General features: G+C 74.8%; 16 protein-coding genes. 8 read left to right on the forward strand and 8 right to left on the reverse strand.

Annotated features, from left to right (window positions below):
* Positions 1-160: 160 nt before the first annotated feature.
* Positions 161-1,072, reverse strand: a complete 912-nt coding sequence (locus ACZZ97_RS13175; protein ID WP_463473435.1) for a hypothetical protein — start codon at positions 1,070-1,072, stop codon at positions 161-163.
* Between the two features lie 82 nt (positions 1,073-1,154).
* Here ACZZ97_RS13175 and ACZZ97_RS13180 point away from each other — a divergent pair, with 82 nt between their 5' ends.
* A complete protein-coding gene (locus ACZZ97_RS13180; protein WP_463473436.1) occupies positions 1,155-1,637 on the forward strand; it encodes a hypothetical protein in 483 nt (160 codons plus the stop codon).
* Positions 1,638-1,662: 25 nt separating this feature from the next.
* The gene (locus ACZZ97_RS13185) at positions 1,663-2,355 is read left to right on the forward strand and encodes an SDR family oxidoreductase (protein WP_463473437.1); all 693 of its coding nucleotides are present in this window, start codon (positions 1,663-1,665) and stop codon (positions 2,353-2,355) included.
* Positions 2,356-2,414: 59 nt separating this feature from the next.
* Here the strand turns inward: ACZZ97_RS13185 and ACZZ97_RS13190 are convergent, their stop codons facing one another.
* Positions 2,415-3,347 (reverse strand): hypothetical protein, encoded by a 933-nt coding sequence (locus ACZZ97_RS13190; RefSeq protein WP_463473438.1) that lies wholly within the window; start codon positions 3,345-3,347, stop codon positions 2,415-2,417.
* A 149-nt stretch (positions 3,348-3,496) separates the two neighbouring features.
* Here ACZZ97_RS13190 and ACZZ97_RS13195 point away from each other — a divergent pair, with 149 nt between their 5' ends.
* The gene (locus ACZZ97_RS13195; protein WP_463473439.1) at positions 3,497-4,948 is read left to right on the forward strand and encodes a glucose-6-phosphate dehydrogenase; all 1,452 of its coding nucleotides are present in this window, start codon (positions 3,497-3,499) and stop codon (positions 4,946-4,948) included.
* A gap of 117 nt (positions 4,949-5,065) precedes the next feature.
* On the opposite strand, the gene ACZZ97_RS13200 is transcribed toward ACZZ97_RS13195, so the two are convergent.
* Positions 5,066-5,863 carry a transglutaminase-like domain-containing protein gene (locus tag ACZZ97_RS13200; protein ID WP_463473440.1) on the reverse strand — a complete coding sequence of 266 codons (798 nt, stop codon included), beginning with the start codon at positions 5,861-5,863 and terminating at the stop codon, positions 5,066-5,068.
* 173 nt (positions 5,864-6,036) lie between these two features.
* On the opposite strand from ACZZ97_RS13200, the gene ACZZ97_RS13205 reads away from it, so the two are divergent.
* From ACZZ97_RS13205 to ACZZ97_RS13215, 3 genes are all read left to right on the forward strand, one after another.
* Positions 6,037-6,366: a DUF7882 family protein gene (locus tag ACZZ97_RS13205; RefSeq protein ID WP_314102781.1), complete on the forward strand. Its 330-nt coding sequence runs from the start codon at positions 6,037-6,039 to the stop codon at positions 6,364-6,366.
* 17 nt (positions 6,367-6,383) lie between these two features.
* Positions 6,384-6,680, forward strand: a complete 297-nt coding sequence (locus tag ACZZ97_RS13210; RefSeq protein ID WP_463473441.1) for a hypothetical protein — start codon at positions 6,384-6,386, stop codon at positions 6,678-6,680.
* Between the two features lie 129 nt (positions 6,681-6,809).
* The gene (locus tag ACZZ97_RS13215) at positions 6,810-7,085 is read left to right on the forward strand and encodes a hypothetical protein (protein ID WP_463473442.1); all 276 of its coding nucleotides are present in this window, start codon (positions 6,810-6,812) and stop codon (positions 7,083-7,085) included.
* Between the two features lie 174 nt (positions 7,086-7,259).
* Here ACZZ97_RS13215 and ACZZ97_RS13220 read toward each other — a convergent pair whose 3' ends face one another.
* The 3 genes from ACZZ97_RS13220 to ACZZ97_RS13230 all read right to left on the reverse strand — a co-directional run bounded on the left by ACZZ97_RS13220 (position 7,260) and on the right by ACZZ97_RS13230 (position 17,644).
* Positions 7,260-8,195 (reverse strand): aggregation-promoting factor C-terminal-like domain-containing protein, encoded by a 936-nt coding sequence (locus ACZZ97_RS13220; RefSeq protein WP_463473443.1) that lies wholly within the window; start codon positions 8,193-8,195, stop codon positions 7,260-7,262.
* Between the two features lie 435 nt (positions 8,196-8,630).
* Positions 8,631-17,111, reverse strand: coding sequence for an SdrD B-like domain-containing protein (locus ACZZ97_RS13225; protein ID WP_463473444.1), 8,481 nt, complete (start codon positions 17,109-17,111; stop codon positions 8,631-8,633).
* Positions 17,112-17,350: 239 nt separating this feature from the next.
* On the reverse strand, positions 17,351-17,644 hold the full coding sequence (locus ACZZ97_RS13230) for a DUF1653 domain-containing protein (RefSeq protein ID WP_463473445.1): 294 nt from the start codon (positions 17,642-17,644) through the stop codon (positions 17,351-17,353).
* Positions 17,645-17,700: 56 nt separating this feature from the next.
* On the opposite strand from ACZZ97_RS13230, the gene ACZZ97_RS13235 reads away from it, so the two are divergent.
* The gene (locus tag ACZZ97_RS13235) at positions 17,701-18,372 is read left to right on the forward strand and encodes a CG0192-related protein (RefSeq protein WP_314104101.1); all 672 of its coding nucleotides are present in this window, start codon (positions 17,701-17,703) and stop codon (positions 18,370-18,372) included.
* Positions 18,373-18,558: 186 nt separating this feature from the next.
* On the opposite strand, the gene hxlA is transcribed toward ACZZ97_RS13235, so the two are convergent.
* Positions 18,559-19,182, reverse strand: coding sequence for a 3-hexulose-6-phosphate synthase (gene hxlA / locus ACZZ97_RS13240; RefSeq protein WP_123547560.1), 624 nt, complete (start codon positions 19,180-19,182; stop codon positions 18,559-18,561).
* Positions 19,183-19,231: 49 nt separating this feature from the next.
* Entirely contained in the window at positions 19,232-19,840 is a 609-nt protein-coding gene (gene hxlB / locus ACZZ97_RS13245) for a 6-phospho-3-hexuloisomerase (protein WP_463473446.1), read from the reverse strand.
* A 111-nt stretch (positions 19,841-19,951) separates the two neighbouring features.
* Here hxlB and ACZZ97_RS13250 point away from each other — a divergent pair, with 111 nt between their 5' ends.
* A complete protein-coding gene (locus ACZZ97_RS13250) occupies positions 19,952-20,785 on the forward strand; it encodes a helix-turn-helix transcriptional regulator (RefSeq protein WP_314104107.1) in 834 nt (277 codons plus the stop codon).
* The last annotated feature ends 76 nt before the right edge of the window (positions 20,786-20,861 follow it).

Consider the following 20,861-nt stretch of genomic DNA (forward strand, 5'->3'; position numbering starts at 1 on the left):
ACAGGCTGGTCTGGAACCAGGTTGTCACCCGTTCGGGGGGTCGTACCCCTCCTGCGGGGCACACGACCTCGACGACCCGCGCGGTTGCTGGGCTCATACCCGGCGGTATCGCCCGTCGTGTCACCCGGGCGAGGGACAGACTCACCCGGGGCGCCCTGGCTCAGGCGCCGACGTCGCGGACCCAGCGCGCCAGGAACTCCGCCCCGGCGTCGTCGTGGATCAGCCCCGTCGCGCTCGTGAGCACCGGGTACTCCGTGGCCGGCACGCCGTCGGCGGGCCGCACGTCGACGTGCGCGACGTCGTGGCCGTTCGCGTGCAGCCAGTCGGCCATGGCGTAGTCGCTGCGCGAGTCGCCGACGGTGCGCCAGGCGAGGGGCAGCTCGCCGTCCTCGGCGAGCAGCTCGAGGGCGCGCTCGGCGCCGAGGTCCTTGCCGAGGCGGACCGACTCGATGTCCGTGGAGATGATGGTCGGGTCGACGCGCCACTGCACCTCGCCGCGGGCGTCGCGACGCTCGTCGTCGAGTCGTCGGACCCCGGCGCCTCGCCGGACCAGCGCCTCCATCGCCTTCTCGTCGAACTCGCGCTGGCGGGCCAGGTAGGTGGCCGACTCGACCGTCGTGAGCTGCTCGATCGAGACCATGGCGCGCTTGGTGTGGTCGAAGAAGACCAGGTCGGCGAACTCGGCCGTGACGAGCTCGTCCATCTCGGCGGCGAAATCGGCGGGCATCGCGAGGGCGGAGTCGACCTGCACCTCGCTTATGCCGCCGGGGCCGTGCTCGGGCCCGATCGAGAACCACGACGCGCCCTTCTCGCAGATGCCGTGCACCCGGGCCCCGGCGGGCAGGCCCGCCGCGATCATCGGGCCGACGACCTCGTCGCGGATGAACGCGTCCGACCGGCCCGTGTTGAAGACGACCGGGATGCCCGCCGCGGCGAGCGCGACGAGGTCTCGCGTGATCTGCGGCAGGGCGATGGTGCGGCTGACCGGGCTGGCGATCGGCCCGTCGACGTCGAGGAGGAGGCCGAGGGGCGGGGGCGTCGAGGAGGCGGAGGTCGAGGAGGCGGTGGTCACGGGCCCATCCTCGCAGTCGCGGCCCCCGTCGGCGCCTCGACCGCGCGGAGGACCCGCCCGTCCGCACCAGGTGGGAGGATGGGTGATCCAGACCCCGAAGGAGATCCCCGTGCCGCAGCTGCCCGCACCCGTGATCGCGGCACTCGAGGCCTTCGCCGCGCCCGACGCCCGCGACGCCGTCCAGAGCCTGGCCCACGAGGCCGCCGAGGGCGTCGACACCCCCCGCGAGCGCCTCGACGCGCTGCTCGAGTCGGTCGAGTGGGTCGACATGGGCGTCGTGCACCCCATGGCCCCCGAGCTGCGCGACCCCGAGGGCGTGCGCCGGCTGCTCTCCGCGATGGGCGCCGAGGGGCGCTGCGCCGTGCTCTCGGCCGGCGGCTCGGAGGACGACCGCGACCTCGGCGGCGCGCTCGACCAGGTGCTGCAGCAGCAGTCCGGCGGTGCGCTCGTGGTCTGCCGGCCGGGGCCCCTCGCGTTCCTGGTGACCGCCTCCGGCGAGCGCTGGCTGCTCAGCGACCGCGAGCTGCCGCAGCTCACGGGGCCGCTGCCGATCATCCGCGACTGACGCCGCGACGCGTCAGACTGGGGCGATGAGCACCGACGCGTCCCGTCCCACAGCCCTCGTCACCGGAGCCACCCGCGGCATCGGCCTCGCCGTCGCCCGCGACCTGTCGCGCACGCACCACGTCGTCGTGCACGGCCGGGACGAGGAGGCGCTGGTCGCCCTGGCCGGCTCGCTCCCCTCCGCCGCGCCCTGGGTCGCGGACCTGGCAGGGTCGCCCTTCGAGGCGCCCGCGCTCGACCGCCTCGACGTCGTCGTGCACGCCGCGGGGGTGATCGGCGGCGGGACCGTCGAGGGCACGAGCCGCGACGACTGGCGCCGCGTCTTCGAGGTCAACGTCTTCGCCGTCTCCGAGCTGACCCGACAGCTGCTCCCGGCCCTGCGCGCGGCCCGGGGCACGGTCGTCGCGATCAACAGCGGCTCGGGCTTCGCCGCCGGCCCAGGCGGCAGCACCTACGCGGCGAGCAAGTTCGCGTTGCGGGCCCTCACCGACTCGCTGCGCGAGGAGGAGCGTCGGCACGGCGTCCGCGTCAGCTCGGTCCATCCCGGCCGCGTCGACACCGACATGCAGCACGAGCTGGTCGAGAGCGAGGGAGGCGTCTACGACGTGTCGCTCTACCTCGAGCCCCAGTCGGTGGCCGACGCCGTGCGCCTCGTCGTGGACCTGCCCCACGGCGCGACGGCCGAGGTGGTGTCGGTCCGCCCGACCCGTCGCGCCTGACGCCGGGCGCAGAGCCCCGGCCCGAACTGAGCACCCGGGCCGGGCCGGGTCGGTACGGCTCAGGCGAGGGCGAGGGCAGGCCACTCCGGCAGCTGCGTCTGGCGGATGGTCGCCTCCTCGAGCAGGTGGCCCGGCAGCTCGCCCTCGTAGACCGCGGCGTCGATCTTGACCAGCTGCAGGCCCTCGGCGAGGTCGGCGTCGTGGTCGCTGTACGTGCCGCTGAGCCGCAGGCCCGTGGCGGTGGGGTACTGGTCGGTGACGCGGTAGCCGAGGCCGTTCCAGCGGGTGCGGACGTCGAGCTCGAAGTACTCCTGCGCGTCGGCGACGTCGATGGTGCGCGACCAGACCATCGGGGTGGTCGGCGTCCAGCCGTCGGCCTCGGCCTGCTCGTCCTGGCGCACGGCGATCACGCGCGTGCCCCCGTCGATCAGGTCGGCGATGCGGACCTCGCCGTCGTCCATCCGGGCCAGGCCGCCGACGAAGCGGCTGACGAGACGCGGCTGGCGTTCACGCCTCGCCTCGATGTCGTCCGCGTAGATCCAGCCCCAGGCGGCGGAGTGGAAGTACGCGAGGTAGGTGCTCGTGCCGTCGGCGGCGATGCGGTGCAGCTCGGCGCCGGCGGGCACGCGGCGGTGCGGGAGCCACGAGAGCGGGATGACGTGGTCGGGGTCGGCGACGAAGCCATCCCCGCGGAACGGCGGGCGGTCGAGGAACGGCCCGCCGGTGACGTTCTGCGTGGCCCGGTCGGGACCGCCCGTGGCCTTCTCGAGGAGCAGGTTCGCCGTGCTCTCGAAGCGGAGCACGTCGATGTGCGGCATGTCGGGCGAGAACGGCGTCCCCGGGAAGTCGAGGCCGTGCGCCGTGATCAGCTCACGCGGCGTGCGCGCGTGGCCGACGGCGCCCCAGGGCACGACGAAGCCGGCCACCCGGTCGTGGTCGTGGTCGTGGTAGGCCGCGCTCAGCTGCGGCGTGACGGCTTTCTGCAGGATCATCTGCGCCCCTCCGAGGTCGTGCGGCGACGGCGCTGGTTCACCGCTCGCCCGGACCAGGATGACACAGGAGGCATACCGACAGGTCGACCCACCACGTCCGGCGTCGGCGACGGGAGCGGTGCGCCGGCGCGCGGTCTACCGTCGTCCGCATGACGACCGCGACGCGACACACGGCCAGCGACCCCGCCACGGAGGCGACCATCGGCGACGAGGGCGGGCCGAGCAGCGAGCCGGTGACGCTCCTGATCCTGGGCGCGTCCGGCGACCTGGCGGCCCGCCTCCTGATGCCCGGGCTCGGGGGGCTGCTGGCCCACGAGCCGGTGCGACGCGTGCAGCTGATCGGCGCCGGCGTCGAGGAGTACTCGGACGAGGAGTGGCACCAGCGGGTCGCCGACTCGTTCGCGAGCGTCGAGGCGGCCGGGCCCGCCGTCGACGCCCTGCTAGCCTCGACCCGCTACATCACGGCGGACGTGACGTCGGCCGGCGCCCTGACCACGCTGCTCGACGCGTGCGAGGCACCTCCCGCGATCTACTTCGCGCTGCCGCCCGCGATCACCGAGAAGGCCTGCGAGGCCCTGAGGCAGGTGCAGCTGCCCGAGGGCACCGCCCTCGCCCTCGAGAAGCCCTTCGGCACGGACGTGGCGTCGGCCGGGCACCTCAACGAGCTCGTGCTGCAGCTCGTCCCCGAGGAGCGGGTGCACCGCGTCGACCACTTCCTCGGCCGGGCCACGGTGCTCAACCTGCTCGGGCTGCGCTTCGCGAACCGCCTCATCGAGCCGATGCTCAACAACCAGCACGTCGAGAGCATCGACATCGTCTACGACGAGACCCTCGGCCTCGAGGGCCGCGCCCGCTACTACGACCACGCCGGCGCCCTCGTCGACATGATCCAGAGCCACCTGCTGCAGGTGATGGCCGTGCTCACGATGAACGCGCCCTCGACCCTGAAGGCCGTCGACCTGCGCGACGAGAAGCAGCTCGTGCTGCGCGCCACGCGCCTCCTCGACGGGGACCCCGTCGCGAACAGCCGCCGTGCCCGCTACACGGCCGGCACCATCGAGGGCCGCGACCTGCCCGCCTACGCCGCCGAGGAGGGGGTGGACGCGTCCATCGAGACCGAGACGCTCGCCGAGATGGTCGTCGAGGTGCAGAACTGGCGCTGGGCCGGCGTGCCGATCCGGCTGCGCTCGGGCAAGGCGCTGGCCTCGAGGAGGCGCGAGATCGTCATCACCTTCCGCCCGCCGACGCACGTGCCGCGCGAGTTCGTCGGCGGCGGCACGCCGGACCGCCTCCGCATCGCCATCGCGCCCGACGAGATGTCGCTCGAGCTCAACGTCAACGGCCCCGGCGACTCGTACGACCTGTCGCGGGCGACCCTGCACGCCGAGTTCGGGCTCGGGGACCTCACGGCCTACGGCGAGGTGCTCGCCGGGATCCTCGACGGCGACCCCACCCTGTCGGTGCGCGGCGACTCGGCGGTCGAGGGGTGGCGCATCGTCGCCCCGGTGCTCGACGCCTGGCGCGCCGGCGACGTGCCGATCGACGAGTACCCGGCGGGCACGGCCGGCCCTGCGTCGTGGCCGGCGGTCGAGGACGACTGAGCGGCGCCGGTCAGCCGGGGAACGTCCTCCGTGCTCCGTTCCGGACGAGATGCCTCGGCGTGCCGGGGCATCTCGTCCGGAACGAGGCATCGAGGCGGATGTCGGCTGCTCCCCCGCTCAGCCGAGGCTGACGAAGGCGGTCACGTCGTCGCGGGGCAGCTCGTCGGCGACGGCGCCGACCTGCATCGACGCGACGGTCACGGCGTCGCCGTGGCTCGTGAGGAACGCGGTGTCGCTCGCGTCCCGGCCGGTCGCGATGCGCAGCAGCGTGCTCCGCGGCGCGAGTGCCGTGGCGTCGACCACGTGCCACTCGTCGTCGACGAAGGCCTCGGCCACGGCGTGGAAGTCCATCGGCGACAGTCCCGGCGCGTAGACCGACACCAGCCGGGCCGGGACGTCGAGCGCGCGGAGCAGGGCGATCACGAGGTGCGCGTAGTCGCGGCAGACGCCCTGGCGGTCGAGCAGGGTCTGCACGGCGCCGTCGGTCGGCGCGCTGGCACCGGGGACGTAGGCGAGGTGCGACCCCACCCACGAGCTGACGGCGGCCAGCAGGTCGCGGCCCGCGAGGCCGCCGAACTCCGCCCGGGCCGTCGGGGCCAGGGTGTCCGACTCGCAGTAGCGGCTCGGGCGACGGGAACGCACGAGGTCGAGCTCGTCGACCGGTGGCGGGGCGAGCCTCCCCTCGACGACGACGCGGTAGTCGACGAGCACCCTGCCGGCGCCGACGTCGCACAGGTGCAGGCGGGTGCCGTGCTGGTCGACGAGCTCGCGCACGGCGACGGGCGCTCCGTGCTGGGTGACGACCAGCGCCTCCTCGGCTCGCTGCTCGTACAGGGCCGAGGCGGCGATCGACAGGACGAACTCGGCGGGGCCGGCGACGTCGAACTCGAGACGGGCGGAGGCGGTGCGCTTCATGCCCCGAGCCTGGCAGGCCCGCGGGTCGGGGCCGAGTCGGGCGTGCGTCGAGCGTGTGAACTCACCCGCCTCGCCTCGCCTAGCGACCGAGCGCGTGCCGTGTCAAGGGGTGGGTGCCGGAATGATCCATGCGCGTGCAGGCATCTACGCTCGAACGGCAGGGAGGGAAGCACTTGGGCACACTGTTCTACGGGTCGGATCGATACGCGATCGACCTCGACGACCGAACCCTCGCTCATCTTCAGCTGGCGATCGTCACCAAGCTCCGCCGGCACGAGAGCTTCTCGTTGACCTGGCGCGACGACCAGCCGTCGGGCCAGGGCCGGAGCGTCATCTGGGTGCACGAGTCGATCCCGCTGCACTTCGTCTATGCCGGGAGCCGCATGCCCGCCGTCAACCGCGCCTGGGTCACCGATCTGCTCGAGACGGCGTCGACGACCGTCGGGATGCGCCTGGTGCCCGAGCCGACGGAGGCAGCCGCCGTGACGGAGGACGACCGCTAGTCGGGCAGGATCGAGGCATGTCCTCGTATCGCGTCCTGCTCGCCGTCGGCTCCCTGCACGCGAGGGTCCGGCCCGACGCCCTGCTGCCCCGGGCCGCGGCGGCCGCCGCCGAGCACACCACCGTCGAGGCGAACGACATCGTCATGGTTCGGGGCGAGCCCCAGCTCGTGGTGCGCTTCACGGGCGCCGACGACTCCTTCGCGCTCGGGGTCGGGGCCGCGGTCGAGTCGACGGTCGGCGGGCTGGCCGACGTGCGCGGCGCTCAGGTGACTCGCCGGGACGGCGGGGCCTGGACCCTGGTCGGCCCCGTCTGACCGCGCGGGCTCGGGCTCGGGCCTGTGCTCGAGCGGGTGTCGGCGAGTGGTCAGGTGTGGTCCTTCCGCGTCGGCGGGACGACACTTCGTGACCACTCGACGGGCTCGGCTCGTGCGTAGGCTCGGGGGATGACGACGAGGAGTGCCGAGAACGGGACGAGCAGGACGCCCCGGACGAGCAGGACGAGCGCGGGCGCACGTGCGGCGACCGCGCTGACGACGGCCGTGCTCGCGGTGGGGGTGCTCGCCGGCTGCGGCGAGCGCGACGACCCCGTGGTGACGCCGAGCCCGACCCCGGTGAGCCCGACGGCGACGCCGGAGCCCGCGACCCCGGAGCCCACGCTGGAGGTGCCGGTCACCACCGACAAGCCCACCGACCGCGAGACGATCCCGCCCCAGAACTGACCAGCCCCGGCCCTGCTCCCCCGCGCCCCTCTTTCCCCGCACTCGTCTCCCCCCTGGTCAAGGGCCGCCGACCGACGAGAAAGGTCCTCCCCGAGCTCGGGGAGGACCTTTCTCGTCGGCTGAGGCGCGATCGTCACCCCCGTGACGGGACGCGGCCGAGACCGCCGGGCGGGCTCAGTACCAGTTGACCGACTGGCTGTGGCCCCAGGCGCTGCACGGGGTGCCGTACGCGCGCTTGATGTAGTCGAGGCCCCAGGTGACCTGAGTGGTGGCGTTCGTGGCCCAGTCGGAGCCGGCGGTCGCCATCTTGCTGCCGGGCAGCGCCTGCGGGATGCCGGTCGCGCCGCTCGGGTTGTAGGCCTTGTAGTTCCAGCCCGACTCCTTCTGCCACAGGTTGACGAGGCAGCCGTACTGGTCGCTGCCCCAGCCGTACTTCGACGAGGCGAGCTGCTGGGCGGCGGCCTTGGCGGCGGCGGGCGTGTTCGCGGCGGCCTGCGCGGCGGCGGCCGCGGCTGCGGCTGCCTCGGCGGCGGCCTGAGCCTCGGCGGCGGCCTGGGCCTCCGCGGCGGCCTTGGCGGCAGCTGCGGCGGCGGCGGCCTGGCGGTCGGCCTCGGACGCGGCGGCCTGGACCGTCTGCGCGGTCGTCGCCGTCTCGGCCACGCGGGCGGCGAGCGTGTCGGAGTCGAGGTTCTCGTAGTCCGCGAGCGAGGCGACCGAGGTCTCGAGCGCGCTGGCGTCGACCTTGTCCTTCGTCGAGCTCACGACCTGCGAGGCGATGTCGATCGTGGTCTTGGCCTGGGCCTCGGCGAGCGAGTCGGCGATCGCCGCCTCGTTCTGCTTGACGCTCTCGGCGTGGGCCGCGGCGACGGCCTCGGCCGACGGGGCACGGTTGACGAAGGCGAATCCGGTGCCCGCGACGATCGCGACGGCGGCGACCGCGGTCACTCCGACGAGGCGGCGGCGGCTCGCGCGGCGACGGTCGGCGGCGATGGCCCGGCGCGTCAGCGGCGCGGCCGCGGTGCCGGTGGAGCCGTCGGTGACGGAGCGGGTGGTGCTGGCGGTGCTGGTGCTGCGGGTGCCCTCGGGGGCGGGGGTGTTCTCGGAGGTCATGTCGTCCCATTGCTCGGCCGGCCTGCTCGGCGCGCCTCGGTCAGGGGCACGTCGACTCACCTCTGCGCCTCGGGTGCGCAGCACCGCGGGAGGCGCGGTGCACGACGGCACGGCCGGGGAGTCGGTCCCGGAGGCGGCCCGGCCGTTCCGCCCAGGGGCGGACCGGTCGACCGGCAGGTGCTGTCGAGGTGACGGGTCGGTGTCGGTTCCAGCGGGGCCTCGGGGCCCGGCACGTCCGCCCAGCGCTGCCGAGGGGTACGGGCGGGCGCGGGCGAAGCGACGAGCATGCACCACGAGCCTGAGTGTCCCCGCAGAATCCGGGATCGCCGCTCGGTCTGGACCCCTCGAGAGTTGCCAGTTGGCGGGGTCTCCCCTGGTTCAGGGGCCCGCGAAGCGGCAAGTCGAGGGTCATCGTCGCCCGCAGGAGGCGCCTCCTCAGTCCTCCGTCACGGTGCGGCGACGACGGCTCGGGCGACGGGAGACGACCAGGGCCGCCCCTCCGGCGACGAGCAGCGACAGCCCCATCAGGAGCACGCCGCCGAGGTCGGAGCCGGTGAAGGCGAGGCGCTGCGCGGTCAGGCCGGTGAGCACCTGCTCGGAGCCGCCCGGCGCGAGCGTGAACGTGGTGCGCACGCCCGCGCTCGGTCGGGTGCCCGCGGGGACGCCGTCCATCGACACCGTCACCGTGTAGTCGCCGCCGGGCAGACCGCCGACCGACCAGGTGCCGTCGGGTCCGGTCGTCACGACCATCGTGACCGGGCCCTCGGGTCCGCTCCAGACGATCGTGACGCCGACGCCTCCGACGCCCTTCTCGCCCGGGTCGCGCACTCCGTCGCCGTCCTCGTCGTCGAACACGACGCCTCCGACGCTGGCCGTGCCGCGCACCACGAAGTCGACGTCGAGCTGCTGCTCGCCGGCCTCCAGCCGCACGGTGGCCGCCGTCGGGGTGCCGCCGTCGAGGTCGGAGCCCGGCACGGTGCCCGCGGGCAGGGTCGACGGGTCGTAGCTGACCCGCACCGCCCCGGCCGGGAGACCGCCGACGGTCCAGGAGCCCGACGCGTCGGTCGTCCGCGTCAGCACGAGGTCGTCGGCGGTGTCGAGGGCTCCGTCGGCACCGGCGAGGCGCACGGTGACGACCACGCCTCCGACGCCGGGCTCGTGCGGGTCGCGCACGCCGTCGCCGTCCACGTCGAGCCAGACCGAGTCGCCGAGCGACGCGTCGGCACGGAAGCCGAAGTCCTGGTCGAGGTCGGCCTCACCGGCCGCCAGCGTCGTCGTGCTCGTCGGCACGGAACCGGAGCCGCTGCCGGCACCAGGGCCGGAGCCCGAACCAGCACCAGCACCAGCACCAGACTCGGACCCGGCCCGCGTCGTCGTCAGCCCGACGGGCACGCCGCCCGTCAGCTCGACCCGGAACTCGCCCGCGGCGAGGTGCTCGACCAGCCAGCGGCCCCGCTCGTCGGTGACGGCCGTCTCGACCCGGTCGTCGGGCGAGCCGAGCACGCCGTCGACGCCGGCCCAGGTCAGGGTCACCGTGACGCCGGGGATCCCGACCTCGTCGGCCCCCTGACGGCCGTCGCCGTCCTCGTCGAGCCAGACCGTGTCGCCGATCGAGCCCGCCCCGGCGAAGCCGAAGTCCTGGTCGAGGTCGACCACGCCGCCGACCAGCTCGACCGCGCTGCGGCCGTCGGCCGACGCGTCGCCCGCACCGTCCGACCCGCCCGTGGCGTCCGCACCGTCCGCGTCGCTGCTCGGCGTGAGCCCGGCGGGCACGCCGCCGACCACCGCCACCGTCCAGCGACCGTCGGGCAGGCCGTCGACCCGCCACGAGCCCGCGGCGTCGGTCGTCGTCGTCAGCACGACGTCATCGACGCCGCCGGCCACGCCGTCGGGGCCGAGCCAGGTCAGCTCGAGCTGCACGCCGGGCAGGCGCGGGTCGCCGGCCGAGTCGGTCCCGTCCCCGTCGCGGTCCCAGGAGACCGTGTCGCCGAGGGCGTTCGTGCCTCGGTAGCCGAAGTCCTGCGCCAGGTCCGACGCGCCTCCGGCGATGGCGATCTGCGAGACGTTCGGGGCACCTCCGTCGGGGTCACCGGTGTTGACGGCGCCCGAGGCGATCCCGCCGTCGACCGACACCCGGTAGGCGCCGTCGGGCAGCAGGGTGACGAGGTACGAGCCGTCGGCCGCGGTCACGGTGGAGAACAGCTGGTCGTCCGCGGTGTCGAGCACGCCGTCGGGGCCTGCCCAGCGCAGCGAGACGGGCTGGCCGGGCACGGGCTGCTCGTCCGCCGAGCGCACGCCGTCGCCGTCAGTGTCGAGCCAGACCGAGCTCCCCACGGAGGCGCCGCCCGCGAACGCGAAGTCGGCCGTCCGGTGCGCCGTGGCGACCGGCAGCTCGATCGTCGTGACCCCGTCGGGGCTGGGGTCCTCGTCGCGCACCAGGCCGAGCCCGGCGGGCACGGAGGCACTGTCGACGCCCACGCGGTAGCTGCCCGCGGGCAGGCCGTCGACCCGGTAGCTGCCGTCCGTCGCGGTGACGGCGCCGAACACGGCGTCGTCGGCCGTGTCGAACCGGCCGTCGGGGCCGGCCCAGAGCACGTCGACCCGCACGCCGCCGAGGCCGCGCTCGTCGTCGTCGAGCACGCCGTCGCGGTCACGGTCGAGCCAGACGACCCGACCGACGCTGCTGTCGCCGCGCAGGCCGAGGTCGGCGTCGTCGACGGTCGTCCCGGTCCGGGCGACGACGACGGTCGTGGCCAGGTCGAGGTCGGCGTCGCGTTCGTGCACCGACGACAGGCCGGGCAGCAGCGTGCTCTGGTCGACCACGACCGAGAACGAGCCGAGGGGCAGCGAGCCGACCGACCAGGCCCCGGAGGCGTCCGTCAGCACCGAGGGCAGCGCCACGTCGTCCGCGGTGCCGGCCGTGCCGTCGGGCCCGGCCCACGTCACCGTGACGCGCACGCCGGGCAGGCCGGGCTCGTCGCTCGTCTGCAGGCCGTCGCCGTCGCGGTCGAGCCAGACCCGGTCGCCGATCGTCGAGTCGCCGCGGTAGCCGAAGTCCTGGTCGAGGTCGACGGAGCGCTCGCTCGAGAGGGAGGTGCGCGAGACCCCGTCGGCCGGGCCGACGGCGTCGTGCGTCGGCACGAAGCCGGGGGCGACGCCCGAGGTCACGGCGACCGTGTGGTCGCCGTTCGGGAGGTCGCGGACGAGCCAGTCGCCCTCGTCGTCGGTGACGGCGGTGAAGCCGAGGTCGTCGGCCGTGCCGAGCACGCCGTCCGCGCCGAGCCAGGTGACCGTCACGCCCACGCCGCGCAGGCCGGGCTCACCGGGCTGCTGCGTGCCGTCGCCGTCGACGTCCCACCACACGCGGTCGCCGATGCTCGAGCCGACCTCGTAGCCGAAGTCGGCCGTCAGGTGCGCGGTGTCGCCGGCCGCGAGCACGACGCGCGTCGTGCTGTCGCCTCCTGCGGTGCCGGGAGCCGTGCCGTCGCCGGTGGCGTCCGCGGTGCCGTCCTCGTCGAAGCTCGAGGTCGCGCCCTCGGGCAGCGCGCCCGTGACGGTGACCCGGTGCTCACCGGGCAGCAGGTGGTCGACGAGCCACGAGCCGTCGGCGCCCGTGACCACGGGGACGACCGCGTCGTCGGCCGTGTCGAGCTCGCCGTCGGCGCCGGCCCAGGTGACCGTCAGCTGGACGCCCACGAGCCCCTGCTCGCCGTCGTCCTGCACGCCGTCGCCGTCGCGGTCGAGCCACACGCGGTCGCCGATCGCGCCGGTGCCGCGCCAACCGGTGTCCTGGTCGACGACCTGCTGGCCGGCGCCGAGCACGAGCGTGCTCGTCGCGGTGCGGCCGCCGAGGCCCGAGACGCCGGCGGGGCCGGACGCGAGCAGGTACCCGGCCGGGAGGGCGCCCGTCTTCACCGAGTAGGTGCCGGCGGGCAGGTTCCCGACCGACCACGCGCCGGTCTCGGCGTCGCTGTCGCGCTCCCACTCGACGTTGTCGCCCTCGGTGGCGAGGTCGCCGTCCTGGCCGGCCCACGTCACGAGCACCTCGGCGCCGCCGAGGCCGGGCTCGCCCGCTCCCTGGCGGCCGTCGCCGTCGCGGTCGGCCCAGACGAGGTCGCCGATCGAGCCGCTGCCGACCCAGCCGAAGGAGGCGTCGGTGCGGTCGGCGCCCTCGGCCAGCGTCAGCACGGCCGAGCCCGCCGAGGCCACGCCGTCGAGGTCGTAGCTCGCCACGAGGCCGGCCGGCAGGGTCGCGGGGTCGACGTCGACCCGGTAGCTGCCGCCGGGCAGGTGGTCCACCCCCCACGAGCCGTCGGGGCCCGAGGTCGTCGGGTGGCGCTCGTCGTCGGCCGTGCCGAGCACGCCGTCGGCGCCCGCGAAGACGACGGTCACGCCGACTCCCGAGAGCCCGGGGTCGCCCGCCGTGCGGACGCCGTCGCCGTTCGCGTCGAACCAGGTCGAGCCCGCGAGCGAGGCCAGGTCGACCTCGACGCCGACCGTGTCGGCGTCCACGTCGTGGTAGGTCTCGTAGTCGCGGCCGTCGGCCGGCTGGTCGGCCACGCCCGCGTACGACGCCACGTCGGCCGTGTTGGCGAGCTCGGGGCCGGCGACCTCGTCGGCCGAGCTGAGGCCGGCGGGGACGGTCAGCCGGTAGACGATCGTACTGGTCTCGCCCGGGGCGACGGGGCCGTCGATCGTCCAGCTGCGGACGGCGCCGGTGACGGCGCCCGCGCCTCCCTCGACCGGGGTGAAGCCCGTGAAGCGCGTGTCCGGCGCGTCCGTGACCTGCACGTCGTGGGCGGGGCCGGTGCCGACGTTGGTCACGGCGACGCGGTAGGTGAGAGTCTCGCCGGGCACGGCGCGGCGGGTGTCGGCGTCGCCGACCTGGCCGTCGACGCGCTTGTCGAGAACGAGGCGCGGCTCGACGACGGTGACGGCGGCGGTCGACGCGAGGCTCGTGTAGTCGTACGAGGCCGCGAGCGGGCGCGAGGCCGGCTTGCCGTCGATCTTGTCGGTCTTGTCGAACGCGACCTGCGCGACGTTGGTGAGGACCTGGCCCGACGTCGTCGACACCTGGGCCCAGGCCGTGTACTCGATGCGGACGACGCGCTCGACCGGCGACGCCTCGAGGTCGCCGAGCCAGAAGCCGATCGTCCCGGTCCGGGGGGTGCCGAGCATCGACACCGGCACGGCCGGGTCGCAGGAGGCGCAGGTCACGGCCACGAGGGAGCCGAACGACTGCCCCGCCGGCAGCGTGTCGTGCACGGTCACGTCGAAGGCGCTCACCCGGGCGGGGACCCGGACGTCCAGGGAGTACGACGAGAGCTCGCCCGTCGTCCGCGTCGGGGAGTCGAGGAGCTTCTTCGTGACGGTCGGCGCCGGGGAGGTGACGCTGTTCGACGCGTCGACCGCGTAGGTGCGCTCGCTCAGGAGCGTGCCGTCGGCCGTGCCGTCCCCGGGCTGGTCGCCGGGCAGGGACGTGCCGACGGCCGTGGCCGTGTTCTCGATCGTGGTGTTCGCGACGATCGGCGGCACCTCGGCCCGGAAGGAGAACGCGGCCGGCGTCGCGCCGGGGGCGACGTCGATCGGTCCGAAGGTGACCGTCCTGTCCGACTCTCTCCAGGTCCCGCCCGAGAGCCACGTCAGCCCTTCGGGCAGCTCGTCGGTGACGACGACGCTCCAGGCGGTCGACACGTTCGGGCCGGCCGGGTTGCGCACGGTCAGGGAGTACGTGACCACGTCGCCGCCGGCGACGACGCCGCCGGGAGCGCTGCTGGTCTTGCGGAGCGTCAGGCCGGGCTCGGCCACGACCGTCACCGCCGGGGCGCTCGAGGCCGTGCGCACCGCCTCCTCCGTCGTAGGGGCCGCGCCCCACCAGCGCAGTGTCCCGGTGTTGCGCAGCTGCGTGCCGCGGAGCACCGCGGGCGCGCTCGCCGAGTTCAGCACCTGCGCGGTCACCGTCACGGTCACCCTGTCGGGCGCACCACCGACTGCGCTGACGTACACGCCGCGTTCGTCGAGCGGCAGCGAGGCCGTCACGGTCTGCCGCAAGGGCGTGCCGTCCGCGGCGGTGGCGGGCGTGACCGAGGCGGCGGGCTGGGCGACCCCGTCCACGACCACCGTCGGCCGGCCGACGACGCGGAGCCCTGCGGGCAGCTCGTCGACGACTGCGGGAGTCGTGCCGCGGGTCGAGCTGTACAGCGACACGCCCTGCGGGATCTCCGCCGTGACGTCGTAGGTGATGATCGTCCCGACCGCCGCGGACGTCGGGGCACCCGTCTTCGTCACCGTCGGCACGCCGGCGGCCACGTCGGCGACGGCGCGGGCCCGCGCCGCGTTCGGCCTGGGCGTCTGCGGGTCGACGTTGTCCTCCGGGACGTACGTGAACGGCGTGCCCGCGTTCGTCTCGCCCTGGTAGGCGCGGACGCCGACCGTGTTCGAGAACACGTCACCGGACGCCACGCCGGAGGGCACCGTGGCCGAGTACGCGAGGACGAGCGTGCCCGGCGTCGACCCCGACCGCGGCGGGACGGTGAGCCCGGTCCAGTCGATCCGGCTCGGCGAGCCGTCGGTGACGGTGCCGCCCGCGCTGACGTCGCGCACCTGCGCGGTGCCCCAGCCGGCGGGGAGCAGGTCGCGGACGGCCGTCGCGGTCGCGGGCACGGCGCCGTCGTTGGAGACGGTCACCGTGTACGCGACGACGTCGCCGGCCTGGACGACCGCGGGCGAGGCCGTCTTGGTCACCGTGAGCTGGGGTTCGGCCCACGTGGCGTCAGCCCGCGCGCGGAGCTGCTGGACGGCCCCTGCCGTGTTCTGGTAGGTCAGCTTCGCGAGGTTCCCGGCGACGTCCCCGTCCGAGGCGGCGCGAGCGTCCGCGACGGTGGTCGTGACGACGGCGCGGAAGCGCGTGCCGGGCTGCTCGGTCGGGAGGGTCCAGGTGATCGTCCCGGCGGCCGCGTCGAAGACGGGCGTGGGCCTCGCGCTCGTGTGCGCCGCCGCGTAGCCCGACTTCACGTACCGGAACCCGGCTGGCAGCAGGTCGGTGACGGTGCTGCGCACCGTGTCGAGGCCGGCGGGGAAGTCCACCTCGATCAGCCAGCAGACGGTGTCGCCGGGACGGTAGGAGGGGGCGGTGCCGTCAGCCAGGTAGGACGCCGTCAGGCAGTCGGACGAGGCCGAGCGCTCCGCCACGAGCTTGCGCAGCTGCACCGGCGCCGCCTGCTGGCCCGCCGAGGAGTCGTCGTTCGTCGCGAGCACGTGCGTCCGCAGCTCGGTGGACCGATCGCTCGCGTCGACGAGCACCGAGGTCGTGTCGCGGACCTCGACCACGTTCGTCCAGGTGTCGCGGGCCGCCACGGGGCCGGCGCCGCTGCGGTAGGCGTCCAAGGTCGTCGTCGTGAAGTCGATCGTGTAGGTGCCGTCCTGTGCCGTGAACCCGGGCACGACCCAGGTGACGGTCTGGGCCGGGACCTCCTGGGTGCCGCCCGTGACGGAGACCGGCGCGAAGGGGGCCCCCGTCTCGCCGTGCACCGCCGACTCGCGCGGGGCGCCGGGGCCGCCGTCGTACGACAGGCCGTCCGGGATCGTGTCGACGACGGTGAGGTCGCTCGTGCCCTGCGCGTACTCCGAGGTGGCGATCGCGAGGTGCCAGTTCGTCGTGGCGCCCTGGCGGATCGAGCCCTGGTCGTCGCCGCTGACGCCGCGGCTCTTGACGATCCGCACGTCCTCGGCGGTGACCATCGCGGACGCGGACGAGGTGTAGGCGGTGCCGAGCCAGCCGCCCGACGTCGTGGCGCTGTTCGTCAGCGGCTGCTCGTCACGGGTCTCGGTGCCGGTGTTGTTGTCGAGGTTCGCCGTCGAGAGACCGGTCGCGCCCGCGGCGGGCGCGCCGGCGGGGAACAGCTCGTTCTCGCGGAGGGGCACCGCCGCCGCGTAGCGCAGGGTGGTCGTCGCCCCGGCGGCGAGGTCGCCGAGGCCGGTCCACTCGACCCGCGTGTACACGCCGAGGGCGAGCGGGCCGGTCGCGCCGTCCGGGTCGACCCGGACCGTGCTGACGCTCGAGGGCTCACGGCAGAGGCCTGCCGTGTCGGGCAGCGGCCGGGAGTCGAGGCGGGGCGCGCCCGGGTACTCGACGGTGCCCGGGGCGCTGTTGTCGACGCTCGCGCAGCCGAGGAACTCGAGGCCTGCAGGCAGGAAGTCGACGATCGAGAAGCCAGTCGAGCGGCCGACCCTGTTGTTCGTCACCGTCAGCGTGTACGTCGTGGGGTGGTCGTGCACACCGCGGAGCAGCTCGCCCTCGGGGCTCGAGTCCTCCCTCTTGTCGAGCTTGAACGGCACGAGCGTCGTCGTCGAGCCGGCGGTCGCGCTCACGACGGCCGGGTCGGCGACGGGGTCCCCGCCGGGGCTGCCCGCGGGCGTGCCGGCCGCCGTGAACTTCGGCAGGGTCCGCGCGGCCGAGCTGACGAAGGCGGCGCCCGAGGTCGTCACGACGGCCCCGACGGCCGCGGTGCTCGTGTACGAGTAGGTGTAGGCCACGGTGACCCCGGCCTGCAGGTCGGCGACGTTCGACCAGATCAGCTTCGTCGTGCCGTTCGCCAGCTTGACGACACGGCTCGGCGAGCCGAGGCCCGCGTCCGCCGAGGCGAACGTCGCGCCGTCCGGGATCACGTCGGTCAGGGTCAGGTTGTAGCCGGGCGTCGTCGTCGCGTTCGAGGCCGTGAGCGTCACCGCCACGGCGTCGCCGACGAGGGTGCTCGCGGGGGCGGACTCGGTGAAGGTGACGGCGAGCCCGTCGGCCGCGCGGGCGGCGGTCGGGGCGACGAGGGCCGGGACGGCGAGCCCCGCGAGCACGACGGCGACCGCGAGCAGGAGGCGCCAGAGCGCGCGCGGGAGGGCAGGGGCGTCGGGACGGGGCACGGGTGACTCCAGGAGCTCGCCCGGTCAGCCGGGCGCGAGGCGCCTCGTGCGCGGGTTCAGTCGCGGGCAGCGCCGCCGCGGGTCGGGACGCGGCAGTCCTCATTGTGGAGGACCCCCTGGAGGCAGGCAACGAGTCGAGGTCCCCCACTTCGGGGACCGGCAGGACCCCGTTCCGGGGGACGCCGCCCGTCCGCACCCCGGCCGTCACAGGAGAGCACGAGCGGCCCCGGCCGCGGCGGCTAGGGCTCGGTGCGCGGCTCCGGCTGCGACGGCTGCGGCTCCTCGCGGACGAACCGCGGCCCGTCCCAGCCGTCACGCGTCACGTGCTCGACGAACTGCGCCACAGGACGCACCCAGTGCGAGCGGTCGCCGTAGAGCGTGCGGTAGAAGACCAGCGCCTCCTCGGTGTCGACGTGCCGCCCCGTGCCGATCACCTCGTAGCGGCCGCCCTTGAAGTGGCGGTAGGTGCCGGGCGCAGGAGGCGCGGGCTCGGCGGGGCGGTCAGGGCCGGCGGCGGAGGGAGTCGCGGTCACCGCACCAGGCTAGGCCCGCGCTGGCCGGCGTCGGTCGTGCCCCCTACGATCGCGGCATGGCACTCCTCCACCAGGCCGAACTCGTCCCGTCGAAGCTCGAGGCCCTCGCGGCCTGGGCGCCGAGCCAGCCGTGGTTCGAGGGCGACCCCGGGCCCCTCGAGAAGGTCGCGGCGTTCCGCCTCGACGACCCGGCCGGCGAGGTCGGCGTCGAGGTGCTGCTCGTCCGCGCCGGCGACGGCCCCGTGCTGCAGGTGCCGCTGACCTACCGGGGCGCCCCGCTCGAGGGCGCCGACGACCTGCTGGTCGGCACGATGCAGCACTCGGTGCTCGGCGAGCGCTGGGTCTACGACGGCTGCGGCGACCCCGTCTTCGTCGCGGCGACGATCGCGGCCGCGCTGACGGGCGACGGCCAGGCCGACGAGGTGCTGCTGAAGGCCGACGGCGAACGGGTGCCCCGCGATGCGACGATGGTCGTGGTCGGCAGCGGCACGCCCGACGCCGTCGTCCCCTCGACCTCGGTGCGGGGCACGCGCCCGGTCGACGGCGCGACCGTCGTCGACGCGGGATCGTGCACGCTCGTGGTCGCGCGCACCCCCGACGGCGGCGGCTCGCCCGCCTCCCTCGCCGAGGCCGCAGGAGGCGTGCACGACGACACGACGCAGGTCCTGTCCGCGACGTGGCCGGGCCACGAGGCCCCGACGACGCTCGCCGTCGTGCTGGTGCACTAGCCCACCCTCCTCATTCAGGAAGATCGCTCCTGCGTCGCGCACAGGGGGGACCAGGAGACCTGGATCGTGCACGGATCAGGATGCGTCACGACGCCCTTCCTGAATCGAGTCACGTGCACGGACACGCGCAGGAGGCGCGGTGCAGGACTTGCCTGCACCGCGCCTCCTCGGAGTACTGGCGTCGCGCTACTTGATCGCGGCGCGGATCTCGCGCGCGGCGTCCGCGACGTCGTCGGCGCCGTAGATCGCGGCGCCCGCGACGGCGACCTGGGCGCCCGCGTCCTGCACGGAGCCGACCGTGGCCGCCTTGACGCCGCCGGCGACCGAGAACGGCACGCCGCTGGCCTTGCCGGCCTCGAGCAGCGCCTCGAACGTGAAGCCGTCCTCGGCCTGCTCGTCGAGGCCCGCGTGCATCTCGACGAACTCGGCGCCGAGGGCGACGACCTCCTTGGCGCGGGCGGCCTTGTCGTGCACTCCGATCAGGTCGACGACGATGCCCTTGCCGTGCTCCTTCGCGGCCTTGACCGCACCCGCGATGGTGCTGTCGCCCGCGACGCCGAGCACGGTGACGAGGTCGGCACCGGCCTTGAAGGCCTCGCCGGCCTCGAGCTCGCCCGCGTCCATCGTCTTGAGGTCGGCGAACACGACCTTGTCGGGGTGCGCCTCCTTGATCGCGGTGATGGCGCGGAAGCCCTCCGCCTTGATCAGCGGCGTGCCGAGCTCGATGATGTCGACGCTGGGTGCGGCGGCGGCGGCGAGCTCGAGGGCGGCCTCGGTGGTCAGGGTGTCCATGGCGAACTGCAGCTTCATGTGGTGCTCCTTCTTTCGGGGTGGGACGTGTCGGACGAGCAGCCGACGGCTACTCGAGGTTGGCGTGGCGGGGCCACATGTCGTCGGCGCTCTGGCCGGAGCGCTGCCACAGGGCGTGGAACAGCGCGTCCCCGATGAGCACGACGACCTGCTCGAAGAGGCCGCCGGCGTACTGCGCCGAGGCGGAGCCCGAGCGGTCGAGCTTCTCGGCGGCGGGCACGAGCACGACGGCGGTCGCGACCCCGGCCAGCGGCGAGTCGGCGGCCGTGGTGATCGCGGCGACCCGGGCACCGGCGTCGACCGCGGACTCCGCCGCGCTGACGATGCCGCTCGTCGTCCCCGACCCGCTCGCGGTCAGCAGCACGTCGCCCTCGCCGATCGCGGGGGACGTCACCTCGCCGACCACGTGCACGGTCAGGCCGAGGTGCATCAGCCGCATCGCGGTCATCCGCAGCGCCAGTCCGGAGCGGCCCGCGCCGTGCACGAAGACGCGCCCGGCACCGGACACGAGGTCGGCCACGGCGTCGAGGCCGTCGGGGTCGGTCTCGACGACCGCGCGCACGGCACGGTCCACCTCGGACCGCACCAGCTCGAGCGCGTCGGCGGGCGAGGAGGCGGGGGCCGAAGAGGCGGTGGAGGTGCTGTCTGCGTCGGGCATGGTTCCCAGCCTGCTCCCGTGCACCTCCGGGTGCGCTGCCCGTCGGGGCGGGGCCACCTGCCCGAACGGGTAGGCAGGAGCGCGCGGGTAGGGGCCGGGTAGGGTGACGTCGTGCCCGACCTGCCCGTGCCTGACCTGCCCTCGGCCGCGAGCCGCGCCGTCGTCGCCCGGCACGCGCGCACCGTGTCGGAGTTGCTCGATCGGCACGCACTGACCCTGGAGTCGCTGCTCGCGACGCTCCGCTCCGCCCGCCTGGACGACCGCGCCGCCCGCACCGTCGCCATCGAGGTCGCCGCGGCGGCCGTCGTCGAGCTCCGGTCCGAGACGGACGAGCAGCGATCCCTGCTGCTCGAGCCGGTCGTCGGGGCCTTCGCGCGCCTCCGGGACGACCTGCGCCCCCTCGTCCGCTTCGGCGAGCTCGACGTCCAGTTCGTCGAGCCGCCGGCGACCGGTCGCGCCCTGCCGGGCGAGGTCGCGCACGCCGCCCGCACGATCGTCCGCAGCACCGTGCTCGCCCTCGTCGACGACGGCCGCGCCCGCCGGGTGCGGATCCAGTGGGACTGCGACGGCCTCAACCTGCTCATGGCCGTCCGTGACGACGGAGCCGGGGAGCTGACCGCGCACGACGACTCGCTGCGCCCGGTCGCCGAGCGCGTCTCGGCCCTCGACGGGACGCTGTCAGTGTCGTCGACGCCCGGCTGGGGATCTGACCTGACGGTGAGCCTGCCGCTCGACCCGCCGCCCGAGCCGGGGTCGCTCGACGAGGCGGTGTCGCTCAGCCCCCGCGAGCGCGACGTGCTCCGGCTCGTCGCCTCCGGGGCCCGCAACCGCGCCGTCGCCGAGTCGCTCGGCATCAGCGAGAACACGGTGAAGTTCCACGTCTCGAACCTGCTCCGCAAGGCCGGGGCCGCGACGCGGGCAGAGCTCACGGCGCTCGCCCGCTAGCGACGCCCCTCCTGCTGTCCGCCGTCGCCGCGCCTCCTGCTGCCCACGCTCGAGGGCGGGTCGCCTCCGCCGAGGG

This window comes from Frigoribacterium sp. AC512 (genome assembly GCF_979258295.1).

What these genes read in the sequence shown, in the direction of transcription:
- ACZZ97_RS13185 (WP_463473437.1), top strand. Translation starts at nt 1,663, where the DNA reads ATGAGCACCGACGCGTCCCGTCCCACAGCCCTCGTCACCGGAGCCACC.
- ACZZ97_RS13190 (WP_463473438.1), bottom strand. Translation starts at nt 3,347, where the DNA reads ATGATCCTGCAGAAAGCCGTCACGCCGCAGCTGAGCGCGGCCTACCAC.
- ACZZ97_RS13195 (WP_463473439.1), top strand. Translation starts at nt 3,497, where the DNA reads ATGACGACCGCGACGCGACACACGGCCAGCGACCCCGCCACGGAGGCG.
- ACZZ97_RS13200 (WP_463473440.1), bottom strand. Translation starts at nt 5,863, where the DNA reads ATGAAGCGCACCGCCTCCGCCCGTCTCGAGTTCGACGTCGCCGGCCCC.
- ACZZ97_RS13210 (WP_463473441.1), top strand. Translation starts at nt 6,384, where the DNA reads ATGTCCTCGTATCGCGTCCTGCTCGCCGTCGGCTCCCTGCACGCGAGG.
- ACZZ97_RS13215 (WP_463473442.1), top strand. Translation starts at nt 6,810, where the DNA reads ATGACGACGAGGAGTGCCGAGAACGGGACGAGCAGGACGCCCCGGACG.
- ACZZ97_RS13220 (WP_463473443.1), bottom strand. Translation starts at nt 8,195, where the DNA reads ATGACCTCCGAGAACACCCCCGCCCCCGAGGGCACCCGCAGCACCAGC.
- ACZZ97_RS13235 (WP_314104101.1), top strand. Translation starts at nt 17,701, where the DNA reads ATGGCACTCCTCCACCAGGCCGAACTCGTCCCGTCGAAGCTCGAGGCC.
- hxlA (WP_123547560.1), bottom strand. Translation starts at nt 19,182, where the DNA reads ATGAAGCTGCAGTTCGCCATGGACACCCTGACCACCGAGGCCGCCCTC.
- hxlB (WP_463473446.1), bottom strand. Translation starts at nt 19,840, where the DNA reads ATGCCCGACGCAGACAGCACCTCCACCGCCTCTTCGGCCCCCGCCTCC.